Below are 13,262 nucleotides of genomic sequence, written 5' to 3'. Positions count from 1 at the left end.
GTGCCGCGGCTTTCGCATGTCAGCCGGGCATGTTCAGGGCGTAAAGCTGGTTGCCCTTGCGGTAATGGACCGCGTTTTCCGTGATGGCGGCCACAACGCCGCCGTCGATGCGATCGCCCACGCGCAGGCGGGTGATGCGGCCGTTGCTGCCCCGCACCAGCGCGCTGCGGTTCGAGGATTTTCCGGTGATGCTGATCACGTTGGTCTGGCCCAGCGGCAGCGCGTTCTGTTCCGTTGCCTGCTGCGCGACCGAGGCACGGGTCGGGATGCTGGGCGCGGTCGGGACGGGTTCCGCCTTGGCCATGGGAGGCGCCTGACGCGGCGTGGCCACCGGGGCCGGGGGTGCCGCCACCGGGGCGGGCACGGCGCGGACGGGCGGGGCCGGAGGCGGCTCCAGCGCCGCAGCCAGCGCCGCGTTCACCGAGGCGCGGGACACGCCGGACGGCCGCATCTCGGGCCTCTGCGATACGGCGACGGCCAGATCAGTTCCGCCCTCATCCTCCGCCTTTGGCATGATGGCGGCGTTGGCGGCCATCTCCGGACGGATCAGCGGGCGCGGGCTGGCGTCAAGGCCGCCTTCCTCGTCCACCGCCTCGGCGATCTCCTCTTCGGTCGGTGCCAGATCCTCGGGACGCAGGCGCGGACGCATCTGCGCGACGTCCGAAATGGCAGAGGCTGCCTCCGTGTGGACGGACGCAGCCTCGGAAGTCGGAGTTTCGGTGGCGGCCATGGGAAGCGCCGGGCGTGGCCGGGGCGATACCTGCGCCAGACGAGGATCGGGCGGCGCGGCGGGCCTCGTGGACGGGGCCTGGGCGAGAATAAGGGCTGCCGGCGGCTCGTCGGCCGCCGCCATGGGAACCTGCGCCGTTCGGATCACGGCCGGCAGAGGCATGTCCTGCGTCAGCGCAACGGCGAGCAGTGTCGCCGGCGCCGGCGTAGCCTCGGCCATGGAGGACATGGTGGAGGGACGGCTGGACACGCCCGCATTCGCCGCCTGGGGCGCGGCACTGTCGAGGAAGTAGGACGAGAAGGCCGCCATCACGGCCAGGGCCAGAAGCAGCAGCACCGTCAGTACGACGCCCAGCATGCGCGGCTTCCGCTGGGCGGATGCACGGGCGGTGGGGGCCGGTTTCGGGCTGCGCTGCGTCACCCGCAGGGGCGGCGGCGTCATGTCGGCACCCGAGGGCTTGGACGCGAAATCGACGAACGGCGCCTCGTTCACGGCGGAGGTGACGCGCGGGGCCACGCGACCGGACTTGATCTCGGGACGGCGCGGCGGGGCAGCGGGGCGTTCGGCCCGAAGCGTGGGCTTGGCGGTGAAGGATGGATGTTCAAACACTGGCAGGGGTGCCGCGGGCACCGCCTGTTCCGGAATGGGCCGGGGCTCCGGTTCCACCTCGGGCGGGGCGGGGGGCAGGGTCGGCTCGGGGTCCCGAAGTTCGGGTTCCGGCTCGAACGGTTCCGGCTCGGGAAGGTAGCGCGCGACGGCGGGTTCCGGCTCCGGTTCGTCGACGTGACGAGCGACGGGTTCGTGAAGGTGATCGGCGGCCGACTCGGGAAGGTCGGGGGCGGCATCAGGCTCCGGATGCTCCCACGACTTGGGCTCGTGGACCGGCTCGTCCGGCAATGCTTCGTCCACAACCACGGCGTCTGGCTCGGTCACGCGCGCCGGGGCAGGCTCTTCCTCGGGCACGGGGGCGACGTCAGGATCGGGATAGGTGTCTTCGCTCACCGGCTCCGGATGGATCTCGACCGGCTCGACCTCGGCGGGCGGAACCTCGGCCTCTTCCACCGGCTCCTCCCACAGGTCGGCGGGGGCCGTGGCCATGGAGCGGAGGGACAGCGCATCGCGTTCCACCACATCGCCGTTCACGAAGCGCGGGGCCACCATGGTCGTGCCGAACCACGGCTCCTCGGGCAGGCGGTTTTCGGGCGACAGGGCGGTGAAGGCCACGGGGTTGAAGCCGTGATCGGTGGCGAAGCCTTCGACCTCGTGCAGCGTTTCGCGGGCGACGATGGCCAGATGCGCCTGCCCGTCCAGCAACTCGCGGTCATAGACCAGTTCGGCCACGTCATAGGGGGTCCGCCCCTCCAGCGCCGCGAGGATGGAGGCGTCAGCGTCGTCTTCTTCGATCCGGACGGTGGTGTAGAGGATCTGCGACGCGGGGATCGCCAGCTTGGTGACCAGCGTGCCGTCCGCCAGTTCCTCGGCCCGGGTGCGCAGGTCCGACAGGCGGTCGGCCAGCTCGGGGTCGTCCAGCGCCACCGTGTCGATCGGCGTCCAGCCGTCCTGCCGATGCAGGAGCGTCACGGTTTCTTCGCTGAAGACAAGGGCAAAAGCGGGGATCATGGGATGGTCTGCTCTGTCGCAAGGGGGCGGGAGTTGACCTCCCATTCTGCCAAGGATGTTAAAGCAGCTTTCTGCCGAGGGAAAGAAGAACGCGTGGGCCCCGGCAATTTCACGCTATGTTGGCGGCACACACGCATGAAGGAGCGCGGAATGAACATGTTGAAGGCCCTGTTGGTGGGCACCCTTCTGGCGGCGCCCGGCGTGGCACTGGCCGACCGGATTACCGTCACGGGCGAAGGACAGGTGGCCGCCGTGCCGGACATGGCGACGCTGACGTTGGGCGTGACCACGCAAGCGGCCACGGCGACCGAGGCGATGCAGGCCAACGCCACGCAGCTTCAGGCCGTCATGGACCGCCTGAAGGACGCCGGCATTGCCGAGGCGGACATCCAGACCACGGGCCTGCAGCTGAACCCCAACTGGACGCAGGCTGAAAATCAGGCGCGCCGGATCGACGGCTACACCGCCGACAACATGCTGACGGTCCGCGTGCGCCAGATCGACGGTCTGGGCGCCGTGCTGGACACGGTGGTGGCCGACGGGGCCAACACGCTGAACGGCCTGGCCTTCGACGTGGCCGATCCGAAGCCGCTGATCGACGAGGCGCGCAAGCAGGCCGTGGCGGACGCGATGGACCGCGCGCGCAAGCTGGCCGACGCGGCGGGCGTGCCGCTGGGCGACATCGAATCGATCACTGAAGGCGGCGGCGCGCAGGGCCCCGTTCCGATGTTCCGCATGGAAGCCTCGGCCGCGACCCCGATCGCGGGCGGCGAGGTGAGCCGGTCGTCCCAGGTCACCATCACCTTTGACATCCCGGACGCGACCTAACGCGTCCAGAACCCTTCGCGGCGGATGCGGTTGCGGATGGCCTGCTCCTTCCGGGGCAGGTTGTTCTGATCGAACAGGGCGCGGACGGTGTCGCCATGCCCGTCATACAGCATCTTCCGCGCGGGGCCGTATTTCTGAAGCACGGGCCGCACCAGCGCCTGCTGGGACACCCGTTTCATCATGGCGATGGCCCGGTCGCTTTCGCGGGCGAACATCAGGGGCAGGACGCGCCAGTGGCAGGTCACGTCCCCGTCCAGCCCCGCAAGCTCCGGCCCCGGCCGTCCGCCGCCGAAGGATGCGATGACCAAAGGCAGTACGGCCTGGTCCAGCCACGGGTCCATCGGCTGGCAGGCCAACACCTCGGGCCGGTCGCGCCACAGGCGAGCGGCCCAGTCCAGATAGCGCGCCCCGAACGCCTGCGGGCGGCTGTGAAAGAACCAGCCCGCGTTGAAATAAAGGTACTTCTGCCAGTAATCGTCCGGCTCTTCGGGGGCCAAAGTCGGTTCGAAGGGCACGTCGAACAGGTCGTACAGCGCCTTCCACGTCTCCCCGACCGTCGGGCCATACAGCTCCTCCTGCGGCCAGGTGTTTTCGCGCTTCATCGACGCCGACGGTCGGTCGAAGTCGAAACTCACCTTGGCAAAGCTGTCGGTGATGATCGTGTCGGTGTCCAGAAACAGGAACGGCTCGTTTGGAAGGGCGGACAGCGCCTCGATCTTGTTGCCGTTGGGATAGGCGGCCCCGAACACCTCGGACGTGAAGGGAATGATCTCGGCGTCCAGCTCGCGCAGCAGGTCGCGGGTCTTCTTGCTGATGCGCGGATCCTCGTCCCCCCACAGGCGGCCGGGCTGCGGTTCGGCGATGAACAGCGTGCCCGGAAAATCGGGATCCGCCAGCCGGAGAGAGGCGGCCAGGATCACGGCTTCGTATTCCAGCCGGCCGGATTGCGCGATCGCGAGGATGTTGAAGGACTGACGTGCCATGAGCTTCCCGAATGCAGCGTTCGGCAACCTTTATAATGGCTTGCCGCGCGGAGGGAAGGAAAGATGGTGGGCGACCCTGGAATCGAACCAGGCACGAGTCGCCTCGGCGGAGTTACAGTCCGCTGCCGCACCTTGCAGCACGTCGCCCACTGGAGGCGGGACATAAAGAAGCCCGTCGCGGGCGTCAAGCAGGAAAGTTCCGCTTGCGCCGACGGGCCCGCTGGGCGATTGTCGCGGCCTTCCAAGGGAGCCAAGCGATGAGCAAGAAACCGGTCTGGGTGATCGAGAAGGAGCGGGCCAAGCGCGCCTCGGCCGCCGAGACGGTGTGGCTGTTCGGCATCCACGCCGTGCGGGATGCGCTGCTGAACCCGGCGCGCGAAAAGCTGCGTCTGGTCGTGACGAAGAACGCGGCCGACCGGCTGGCCGACGCCATTCCCCAAAGCGGGATGGAGCCGGAGATCGTGGACCCGCGCAAGTTCGACGTGCCGATCGATCCGGAATCGGTGCACCAAGGCGCGGCGCTGGAGGTGAAGCCGTTGTCCTGGGGCAGCCTGGACGAGGTGTGCTCGTCCGGGGCGGGGGCGCCGCTGGTGGTCTGCCTTGATCGCGTGACCGATCCGCACAACGTGGGCGCCGTGCTGCGCTCGGCCGAGGTGTTCGGCGCCCGCGCCGTCATCGCGCCCCATCGTCATTCGGCGCCCGAAACAGGCGCGCTGGCCAAGACCGCGTCCGGTGCGCTGGAACGCCAGCCCTATCTGCGCGTCCAGAACCTGTCGGACGCCATGGAAGACCTGCGCGCCATGGGCTTCGTCCTGCTGGGGCTGGAGGGCGAGGCGGACATCACCCTTGGCGAGGCGCTGGCCGAAGTGGGCGACCGCCCGGTGGCGCTGGTCTTGGGGGCCGAGGGTCCGGGGCTGCGGGAAAAGACGCGCGACACCTGCGACAAGCTGGTGCGCATCCCCTTCACGGGCGGCTTCGGCTCGCTCAACGTGTCCAACGCCGCCGCCATCTCTCTTTATGCGGCGATCACGCGCGGGTGACTTGCAATCCTGTGGCGGGTCTGCCACATGAAGCGCAGAACAGGTTGGGGTCGATTGACAGCCCCAACTTTTTTCAGATGAAATGTTCACAGAATCGCGAAAGGGCTTCCAATTTGTTTTGGGGGCCCTATCTTGTTTTCAGGACGGGGTCGGAACCCCCGTTTCCTGACTTCACTGTCCCTCGTTCCGTAACTTTCGCCCGGTCTTCGTGATCGGGCGTTTTTTTTGGCTGGAGGCCTGCATGACTGATGACACCATCCGGGACATCCTGACCAGCACCCGCACCATCGCCGTGGTCGGATGGTCGCCCAATCCTGCGCGGCCCAGCCATCAGGTGGCCGCCTTCCTGAAAGCGCGAGGCTACCGGGTTCTGCCGGTCAATCCGGGGCAGGCGGGAACGGAAGCATTGGGTGAAACCGTCGTGGCCGATCTGGCCTCGCTTCCCGTGGCGGTGGACATGGTGGACATCTTCCGCCGGTCCGAGGAGGTGCTGCCCGTGGTGGAACAGGCCGTGGCGCTGAAGGGCGTGAAGACGGTCTGGATGCAGTTGGGCATCGCGAACGCGCAGGCGCGGGCCTTGGCCGAATCGCATGGGCTTCAGGTGGTGGAAAACCGCTGCCCGGCGATCGAGATCCCGCGCCTCAGCGTCTAGCCTTCTCCTCGATCCCCGAGGTGCCCTCGCGCCGTTCCAGTTCGGCCAGCACCTCGGCCAGCGTCACGTCGCGCGCGGTCAGCATGACCAGCAGGTGATACAGCACGTCCGCCGCCTCGGCCGTCAGCTTGGCACGGTCGCCCTTCACGGCCTCGATGATGGCCTCCACGGCCTCCTCGCCAAACTTCTCGGCGCACTTCTCAGGACCTTTCGCCAGCAGCTTCGCGGTCCAGGACGTGTCGGGATCGGCCCCCTTGCGGGAGGCGACGGTGACAGCAAGGCGTTCCAGTGCGGTCATGCCATCCTCATCGGAATGCCGGCGGCGGCCATGTGGGCCTTGGCCTCGCCGATCGTGTGGGTGCCGAAGTGGAAGATCGACGCGGCCAGCACGGCGGACGCACCGCCTTCCGTGACACCTTCCACCAGATGATCCAGCGTGCCGACGCCGCCCGAGGCGATGACGGGCACGTTCACCGCGTCCGAGATCGCGCGGGTCAGTGGGATATTGAAGCCCGACCGCGTGCCGTCCCGGTCCATGGAGGTCAGCAGGATCTCTCCGGCGCCCTTTGCGGCGACGGTGCGTGCGAACTCCACCGCGTCGATGCCCGTGGGCTTGCGGCCGCCATGGGTGAAGATCTCCCACCGGCCCGGCTCCACCGTCTTGGCGTCAAGGGCGACCACGATGCACTGGCTGCCGAACCGGTCCGCCGCGCGTGCCACGACGTCCGGATCCGCCACGGCGGCCGAATTGAACGACACCTTATCGGCCCCCGCCAGCAGAAGGGCGCGCACATCCTCGGGCGTGCGGACGCCCCCGCCGACGGTCAGCGGCATGAAGCAATGTTCGGCCGTACGCGTCACCAGATCGAACATCGTGCCGCGGTTTTCATGTGTGGCGTGGATATCGAGAAAGCACAGCTCGTCCGCGCCCGCCGCGTCATAGGCGCGCGCCGCTTCCACCGGGTCGCCGGCGTCGATCAGGTCGATGAAGTTCACGCCCTTGACCACGCGGCCATCGGCGACGTCCAGGCAGGGAATGATGCGGGTTTTCAGCATGGGGTCACCGGCGGGTGAAAGGTTGCGGTCAGCGAAGAACGGCCAGCGCCTCGGCCAGATCGATCGCGCCATCGTAGAGGGCACGGCCCGAAATGGCACCGGCGATCACGCCCGTGTCGCGCAGGGCCGTCAGGTCCGACATCCGCGACACACCGCCCGAAGCGATGACCGGGATCGACACGGCGCGGGCCAGCGCCTCCGTCGCCTCGATGTTGGGGCCGCCCATGGCGCCGTCGCGGTCGATGTCGGTGTAGATGATGGCGGCCACGCCCGCATCCTCGAAGCTGCGGGCAAGGTCGGTCACCATGACATCGGTTTCTTCGGCCCAGCCCTTGGTCGCGACGCGGCCCTTGCGGGCGTCGATGCCGACGGCCACCTGACCGGGGAAGGCGCGGGCGGCGTCCCGCACCAGATCCGGGTTCTCCACGGCGACGGTGCCAAGGATGACGCGGGCAAGGCCCTTGGTCAGCCACATCTCGATCGTGGCCATGTCGCGGATGCCGCCGCCCAGCTGGCAGGGCACGTTCACGGCGGACAGGATCGCCTCCACCGCCGCGGCGTTGACCGGCTGGCCGGCGAAGGCGCCGTTCAGGTCCACCAGATGCACCCATTCGCAGCCCGCCGCGACGAACTTGGACGCCTGCGCCGCGGGATCGTCGCCGAACACGGTGGCCGCGTCCATCTCTCCGCGCAGAAGACGCACGCACTGGCCGTCCTTGAGGTCGATGGCGGGGTAGAGGATCATGGCGCGGCTCCGGATTTGGTTTGCCGCTTCCTAGCGCGGCTTGGGGACGCGCGCAAACCTTGCCGCGCCGTGCGCGTGGATTAGCTGCGAACCATGCGCATCCTTCTTGCCCTGCTGGCCATGGCCGGCCCCGCCTTCGCCGCCGACCCGATCGAGGGGACCTGGCGCACCACGCCCAACGGAAAGGGCGGGGTGGGTCTCGTGCAGGTCGCGCCCTGCGGCCCGGCCTTCTGCGGCACCGTGGCAGGGGATCTGGACGCGCAGGGGCGGGTGGTCCCGTCCGACATCCAGGGCCGGACCGTGTTTCGCGACGTGACGGGGGCCAACGGCACCTATTCGGGCGGAAGGGTCATCAATCCCGCCAATGGGAAAAGCTATGCCGCCCGCCTGATCCTGAAGGGCGACACGCTGGACGTGGGCGGCTGCCTGCTGGGCATCTGCCGGTCGGGCGGGGTCTGGCAGCGCCTGGATTAAGGGCGCCAGCCGAGGAAGTTGCGGATCAGGCGCATGCCGGTGGCCTGCGACTTTTCGGGGTGGAACTGGGTGCCCACCATGTTGTCCCGCCCGATGATGGCCGTGATCTCTGCCCCATAGTTCGCAAAGGCCAGCCGTTCGGCCGGATCCGCCACGCGGAAGTGGTAGGAGTGGACGAAATAGGCGTGATCGCCGGTGGCGATCCCCTCCAGAACGGGGTGCGGATGGTCGATCACCAGATCGTTCCAGCCCATGTGCGGCACCTTCAGGCCATGGGCGTCGATCTTCACGACCTCGCCCCCGACCCAGTCGAAGCCACGCACATCCTCGTATTCGCGGCCCCAGGTGGTCATCATCTGCATGCCGACGCAGATGCCAAGGAAGGGGCGGCCCTTGACGGTCACCGCCTCCTCGATCGCCTCGAACAGCCCGCCATAGGCGCCAAGCGCGCGGCGGCAGGCCGGAAAGGCGCCGTCGCCGGGCAGCACGATGCGGTCGGCGCGGGCCACATCCTCGGGCCTGTCCGTCACGAGGACGGTGCCGCCGGTGTCGGCCGCCATCTTCTGGAACGCCTTTTCAGCGGAATGCAGGTTGCCGCTGTCGTAATCGACCAGAACCGTCAGCATCAGAGCATCCCTTTCGTCGAAGGCAGGCCAGGGCTGCGCGGGTCCGGCTCCACCGCCTCGCGCAGCGCACGGGCGACGGCCTTGAACGTCGCCTCGGCGATGTGGTGGCTGTTGACGCCGTGGATCAGGTCCACATGCAGCGTGATGCCGGCATGGGTGGACAGGGCCTGAAAGAACTCGCGCACTAGTTCAGTGTCGAAGGTCTTGATGGCGGCGGTGGGGAAGGGGACGTTCCAGTGCAGGAAGGGCCGGGCCGACAGGTCCAGCGCGCAGCGCACCAGCGCGTCGTCCATCGCAAGGTGGAAGGAGCCATAGCGGCGGATGCCCTTCTTGTCGCCCAGGGCCTTGGTCAGCGCCTGGCCCATCGCGATGCCGCAATCCTCGACCGTGTGGTGATCATCGATATGCGTGTCGCCCTTGGCGCGCAGCGTCAGGTCGATCAGCGAATGGCGCGACAGCTGGTCCAGCATGTGATCGAAGAAGCCGACCCCCGTCTCGACATCGTAGACACCGGTCCCGTCCAGATCGATGGACAGGGTGATGTCGGTCTCGGCGGTCTTGCGGGTGATCTCGGCTTGGCGCATCGCGGGTCTCCTTGTGCGGTGCCTTATAAGGCGCGGCGGAAACCCCTGCAATGTCTTGGTGATCTGGAGCGGGCGAGGCGATTCGAACGCCCGACCCTAACCTTGGCAAGGTTATGCTCTACCCCTGAGCTACGCCCGCGCTTCAGATCATCGGTCCAATTGGAGCGGGCGAGGCGATTCGAACGCCCGACCCTAACCTTGGCAAGGTTATGCTCTACCCCTGAGCTACGCCCGCACCGTTTGGACTGGCGGGGATTTAGGCCAGCCCGCCGACGGGCGCAAGAGGAAAAATGCAAGGGACCGAAAACAAAGGGGCGGCACCCTGCGGTGCCGCCCCGATGACGCTGGCGTGCTGGCTGGCGGCGCGATGCGCGGCTGGCTGGCGTGCCGGCGATCCTTATTCGGCCGCGATCTGGCCGGTGAAGTGGCCGCACCAGTCGTTCGCCGTTACGACCGGCCAGAAGCCGCGCGCATCGGCGGACGGCTGGGTGACCGGCGGGTTGAAGCGGCACAGGCCCGCGTCGCGGACGGCCGGGGTGCCGTTGGCGACATGGTCTTCGAAAAACACACACTCGGCGCAATGCTTGGTCATATCCGAATCTCCATCAGAAGCTTGTTCAGTCGGAGGCGCTCGGCCTTCCTTGGAATGGATCTAAGTCGTCACGCCGGATGCGTCAAGATATTATTTAACAAAATCATATAGATGACAGGTTTCGTCAGGTATGCCGAAGCAAGAAAAACAGTCGGTTTTGGAACCGAAAGCGTCGGGTTTTCGGGCCCGATGCGAACCCCTTGACCTTCCATCGCTTTCCGGTGAACAGATCCAGAACGCTTTTCATTTCCCGTCCCAAGGGCTATCTTTCCCGCCATGACCGGATCCGATGATTTCGATGCCTTCGAAGCGGCGGTGCCGCTGAGCCAGCGTGCCATGGCGGCGCGCCCCACGCCTTATCTGGAGGACCTGAACCCCGCGCAACGCGCGGCGGTGGAGGCTTTGGACGGTCCCGTGCTGATGCTGGCCGGGGCGGGGACGGGCAAGACCAAGGCGCTGACCTCGCGAATCGTGCACCTTTTGAACACGCAGCGTACCCGCCCGAACGAGATTCTGGCCGTGACCTTCACCAACAAGGCCGCGCGCGAGATGAAGGACCGCGTCAGCCGTCTGCTGGGTGGGATGGAGGGGATGCCCTGGATGGGCACCTTCCATTCGATCAGCGTGAAGATCCTGCGGCGGCACGCCGAACTGGTGGGGTTGAAGTCGAACTTCACCATTCTGGACACCGACGACCAGATCCGCCTGCTTAAGCAGCTGATCGTCGCCGCCAACATCGACGAGAAGCGCTGGCCTGCGCGGATGATGGCGGGAATCATCGACGGCTGGAAGAACCGCGCCTGGACCCCGCGCCGCGTGCCCGCGGCCGAGGCGGGCGCCTTCAACCACCGCGGGACCGAGATCTACGAACAGTATCAGGACCGCCTGAAATCCCTGAACGCGGTCGATTTCGGCGACCTGCTGCTTCATGTGCTGACGATCTTCCAGGATCATCCCGACGTGCTGGCGCAATACCAGCGCTGGCTGCCCTACATCCTCGTGGACGAATACCAGGACACCAACTCGGCCCAGTATCTGTGGCTGCGGCTTCTGGCGCAGGCCCACAAGAACATCTGCTGCGTGGGGGACGACGACCAGTCGATCTATGGCTGGCGCGGGGCCGAGGTGGGCAACATCCTGCGATTCGAGAAGGACTTTCCCGGTGCCAAGGTCATCCGGCTGGAGCAGAACTACCGCTCCACCGAGCACATCCTTGCGGCCGCCTCGGGCGTGATCGCGACCAATGCCGGGCGTCTGGGCAAGACACTGTGGACGGCCGCCAAGGGCGGCGAGAAGGTGCGCCTGATCGGCCACTGGGATGGCGAGGAGGAAGCCCGCTGGATCGGCGAGGAGATCGAGGCGATGCAGCGCGGCACGCGGCGCATGGACCCGGTCGGCCTTGATTCGATGGCGATCCTTGTGCGCGCCTCCCACCAGATGCGCGCTTTCGAGGACCGGTTCCTGACCATCGGTCTGCCCTACCGCGTGATCGGCGGCCCGCGTTTCTATGAACGGTTGGAGATTCGCGACGCCATGGCCTATTTCCGGCTGGCGGTGTCGCCGGACGACGATCTGGCCTTTGAACGCGTGGTCAACACCCCGAAGCGGGGTCTGGGCGACAAGGCGCAGCAATCCATCCAGCGCGCGGCGCGCGAGGCCGACATGCCCCTTCTGGAAGGCGCACGCGCGCTTCTGGCGCAGGGCGGGATCGGCGGCAAGGGCGCGGGCCAGCTACGCCAGTTCGTCGAAGGCATCGACCGCTGGCATGCGGCCACCCTGCGCGAGCACAACCATATCGAGCTGGCCGAGACGATCCTCGACGAATCCGGCTACACGGCCATGTGGCAGAACGACAAGACGCCCGAGGCGCCGGGCCGGCTGGAAAACCTCAAGGAACTCGTGAAGGCGCTGGAGCAGTTCGAGAACCTTCAGGGCTTCCTTGAGCACGTGGCCCTGATCATGGACAACGAGCAGGGGGAGGTGGGCGAGAAGGTGTCCATCATGACCCTGCACGCGGCCAAGGGGCTGGAATTTCCCGCCGTCTTCCTGCCGGGGTGGGAGGATGGGCTGTTCCCGTCGCAGCGCGCCATGGACGAATCCGGTCTGAAGGGCCTGGAGGAGGAACGGCGGCTGGCCTATGTCGGCATCACGCGGGCGGAGCGGATCTGCACCGTGTCCTTTGCCGCCAACCGCCGCGTCTACGGGCAATGGCAATCGGCGCTTCCCTCGCGCTTCATCGACGAACTGCCCGCCGCGCATGTGGAAGTGCTGACGCCGCCCGGCCTTTACGGGGGCGGTTTCGGGGCGGCGGCGACGCCCATGGACCAGCGGGTGGCCAGCGCGGACGTCTACAACTCCCCCGGCTGGAAGCGGATGCAGGATCGCGCGACATCGCGGCCCATGTCGCAGCCGCGCGAATCGAAGAACGTGGTGATCGACCTTCAGGCCGTGGCCAAGTTCACCACGGGCGATCGCGTGTTCAGCACGAAGTTCGGCTACGGCACCGTGCAGGGCGTGGAAGGTGACAAGCTGGACGTGGCGTTTGACAAGGCGGGGTCGAAGAAGATCGTGGCCAGCTTCGTCGTGGCCGCCGATCGGGCGGACGACGTTCCCTTCTGACACCACCGGATACCGGACAAAAGAAAACGGCGGCACCCAGGGAGGAGGAGGGGCACCGCCGTTTCTGTCACGTCCGGCCCAGGGAGGAGGAGGGGCCGTCGATCTGAAAGAACATCGCCCAGGGAGGAGGAGGGGCGCCGTTCCAGCCTTGCAGCCACCGGGGAGGAGGTGGTGACCGAAGAGGGTGGCAGCGCCCAGGGAGGAGGAGGGGCGCCGCCGTATCGTCAGTGGCCAGGGAGGAGGAGGGCCACCGAGGAATTTTTTGCGGCGACCCCAGGGAGGAGGAGGGGGCCGCCGCGTAACGGACGGCCCAGGGAGGAGGAGGGGCCGAACGCATCTGATGTGAAGCACGAGGCTTCGAAAAGGTGCGGCAACATCGGGGAGGAGGGAGATGCTACCGCTGTTCGTCCGGCCCGGGGAGGAGGGAGGGTCGGACGAGGAAACTCACTTGCCGTATGCAGCCTCGCGGGCGGCATTGCGGATGGACCAACGTGCCAGTCCCAGATCGTCCAGTTCGCGGGCCGACAGAACGTTCAGTTCCGCTAGGGTCCGGCGATACAGGGCGCGGCGCTGGAGGCCCGACTTGATCACGTCGAGCAGGCCACCAAAGCGGGCGCCATTCGAAGCGATCTGAGCGGAGGCTGCCTGAGCCATGGTCTTTCACCTTGTGTCTGTGTTTGCGCTATCGAAGGCAGTTGCCATGTCCTGCGCTG

The 13,262-nt window shown here is 67.2% G+C and carries 15 protein-coding genes and 3 tRNA genes; 5 read left to right on the top strand and 13 right to left on the bottom strand.

The genetic code is table 11. The features are described from left to right. Nucleotides 1-19: 19 nt before the first annotated feature. Nucleotides 20-2,350 carry a hypothetical protein gene (locus tag PIJ50_RS00350; RefSeq protein ID WP_271971708.1) on the bottom strand — a complete coding sequence of 777 codons (2,331 nt, stop codon included), beginning with the start codon at nt 2,348-2,350 and terminating at the stop codon, nt 20-22. Nucleotides 2,351-2,500: 150 nt separating this feature from the next. Here PIJ50_RS00350 and PIJ50_RS00345 point away from each other — a divergent pair, with 150 nt between their 5' ends. Further along, nucleotides 2,501-3,178, top strand: a complete 678-nt coding sequence (locus tag PIJ50_RS00345; protein WP_271971707.1) for an SIMPL domain-containing protein — start codon at nt 2,501-2,503, stop codon at nt 3,176-3,178. On the opposite strand, the gene PIJ50_RS00340 is transcribed toward PIJ50_RS00345, so the two are convergent. Beyond that, nucleotides 3,175-4,161, bottom strand: a complete 987-nt coding sequence (locus tag PIJ50_RS00340; RefSeq protein WP_271971706.1) for a GT-B fold glycosyltransferase domain-containing protein — start codon at nt 4,159-4,161, stop codon at nt 3,175-3,177. The genes PIJ50_RS00345 and PIJ50_RS00340 overlap by 4 nt on opposite strands. A 64-nt stretch (nt 4,162-4,225) precedes the next feature. Then, nucleotides 4,226-4,309: transfer RNA gene (locus PIJ50_RS00335), tRNA-Tyr, on the bottom strand. 109 nt (nt 4,310-4,418) lie between these two features. Between PIJ50_RS00335 and rlmB the strand changes: the two genes are divergently transcribed. Both rlmB and PIJ50_RS00325 read left to right on the top strand, forming a co-directional pair. Beyond that, a complete protein-coding gene (rlmB, locus tag PIJ50_RS00330; RefSeq protein ID WP_271971704.1) occupies nt 4,419-5,201 on the top strand; it encodes a 23S rRNA (guanosine(2251)-2'-O)-methyltransferase RlmB in 783 nt (260 codons plus the stop codon). Between the two features lie 241 nt (nt 5,202-5,442). Beyond that, nucleotides 5,443-5,853: a CoA-binding protein gene (locus PIJ50_RS00325; RefSeq protein WP_271971702.1), complete on the top strand. Its 411-nt coding sequence runs from the start codon at nt 5,443-5,445 to the stop codon at nt 5,851-5,853. Here the strand turns inward: PIJ50_RS00325 and PIJ50_RS00320 are convergent. The 3 genes from PIJ50_RS00320 to hisA are packed head-to-tail and all read right to left on the bottom strand — an operon-like array spanning nt 5,843 to nt 7,654. Further along, complete coding sequence (locus PIJ50_RS00320; protein WP_271971700.1) at nt 5,843-6,151, bottom strand: phosphoribosyl-ATP diphosphatase; 309 nt, start codon at nt 6,149-6,151, stop codon at nt 5,843-5,845. The two genes, PIJ50_RS00325 and PIJ50_RS00320, sit on opposite strands and share 11 nt — an antisense overlap. Next, nucleotides 6,148-6,909: an imidazole glycerol phosphate synthase subunit HisF gene (gene hisF, locus PIJ50_RS00315; protein WP_271971698.1), complete on the bottom strand. Its 762-nt coding sequence runs from the start codon at nt 6,907-6,909 to the stop codon at nt 6,148-6,150. Before hisF ends, PIJ50_RS00320 begins: the two co-directional genes overlap by 4 nt. Before the next feature lie 28 nt (nt 6,910-6,937). Beyond that, nucleotides 6,938-7,654, bottom strand: a complete 717-nt coding sequence (gene hisA / locus PIJ50_RS00310; RefSeq protein WP_271971696.1) for a 1-(5-phosphoribosyl)-5-[(5-phosphoribosylamino)methylideneamino]imidazole-4-carboxamide isomerase — start codon at nt 7,652-7,654, stop codon at nt 6,938-6,940. 93 nt (nt 7,655-7,747) lie between these two features. Here hisA and PIJ50_RS00305 point away from each other — a divergent pair, with 93 nt between their 5' ends. Beyond that, nucleotides 7,748-8,128: a DUF2147 domain-containing protein gene (locus PIJ50_RS00305; RefSeq protein ID WP_271971694.1), complete on the top strand. Its 381-nt coding sequence runs from the start codon at nt 7,748-7,750 to the stop codon at nt 8,126-8,128. On the opposite strand, the gene hisH is transcribed toward PIJ50_RS00305, so the two are convergent. The 6 genes from hisH to PIJ50_RS00275 form a co-directional block, all read right to left on the bottom strand. Beyond that, a complete protein-coding gene (hisH, locus tag PIJ50_RS00300) occupies nt 8,125-8,754 on the bottom strand; it encodes an imidazole glycerol phosphate synthase subunit HisH (RefSeq protein WP_271971693.1) in 630 nt (209 codons plus the stop codon). The two genes, PIJ50_RS00305 and hisH, sit on opposite strands and share 4 nt — an antisense overlap. Next, nucleotides 8,754-9,338 (bottom strand): imidazoleglycerol-phosphate dehydratase HisB, encoded by a 585-nt coding sequence (hisB, locus tag PIJ50_RS00295; protein ID WP_271971691.1) that lies wholly within the window; start codon nt 9,336-9,338, stop codon nt 8,754-8,756. The genes hisH and hisB overlap by 1 nt, the downstream gene beginning before the upstream one ends. 64 nt (nt 9,339-9,402) lie before the next feature. After that, nucleotides 9,403-9,477: transfer RNA gene (locus PIJ50_RS00290), tRNA-Gly, on the bottom strand. Between the two features lie 21 nt (nt 9,478-9,498). Further along, a tRNA-Gly gene (locus PIJ50_RS00285) sits at nt 9,499-9,573 on the bottom strand. Between the two features lie 162 nt (nt 9,574-9,735). Further along, a complete protein-coding gene (locus PIJ50_RS00280) occupies nt 9,736-9,930 on the bottom strand; it encodes a hypothetical protein (RefSeq protein ID WP_271971689.1) in 195 nt (64 codons plus the stop codon). A 68-nt stretch (nt 9,931-9,998) separates the two neighbouring features. After that, nucleotides 9,999-10,208 carry a hypothetical protein gene (locus tag PIJ50_RS00275; RefSeq protein WP_271971687.1) on the bottom strand — a complete coding sequence of 70 codons (210 nt, stop codon included), beginning with the start codon at nt 10,206-10,208 and terminating at the stop codon, nt 9,999-10,001. Here PIJ50_RS00275 and PIJ50_RS00270 point away from each other — a divergent pair. Then, nucleotides 10,207-12,549, top strand: coding sequence for an ATP-dependent helicase (locus PIJ50_RS00270; RefSeq protein ID WP_271971685.1), 2,343 nt, complete (start codon nt 10,207-10,209; stop codon nt 12,547-12,549). The genes PIJ50_RS00275 and PIJ50_RS00270 overlap by 2 nt on opposite strands. A 444-nt stretch (nt 12,550-12,993) precedes the next feature. Here PIJ50_RS00270 and PIJ50_RS00265 read toward each other — a convergent pair whose 3' ends face one another. Continuing rightward, nucleotides 12,994-13,203 (bottom strand): DUF1127 domain-containing protein, encoded by a 210-nt coding sequence (locus PIJ50_RS00265; RefSeq protein ID WP_271971684.1) that lies wholly within the window; start codon nt 13,201-13,203, stop codon nt 12,994-12,996. Nucleotides 13,204-13,262: the final 59 nt, after the last annotated feature.

It is taken from the genome of Falsirhodobacter sp. 20TX0035 (assembly GCF_028307215.1).
GTDB lineage: Bacteria > Pseudomonadota > Alphaproteobacteria > Rhodobacterales > Rhodobacteraceae > Falsirhodobacter.
The sequence above is the reverse complement of the archived record's forward strand: the minus strand, read 5'-3'. Positions and strand labels throughout refer to the sequence as shown.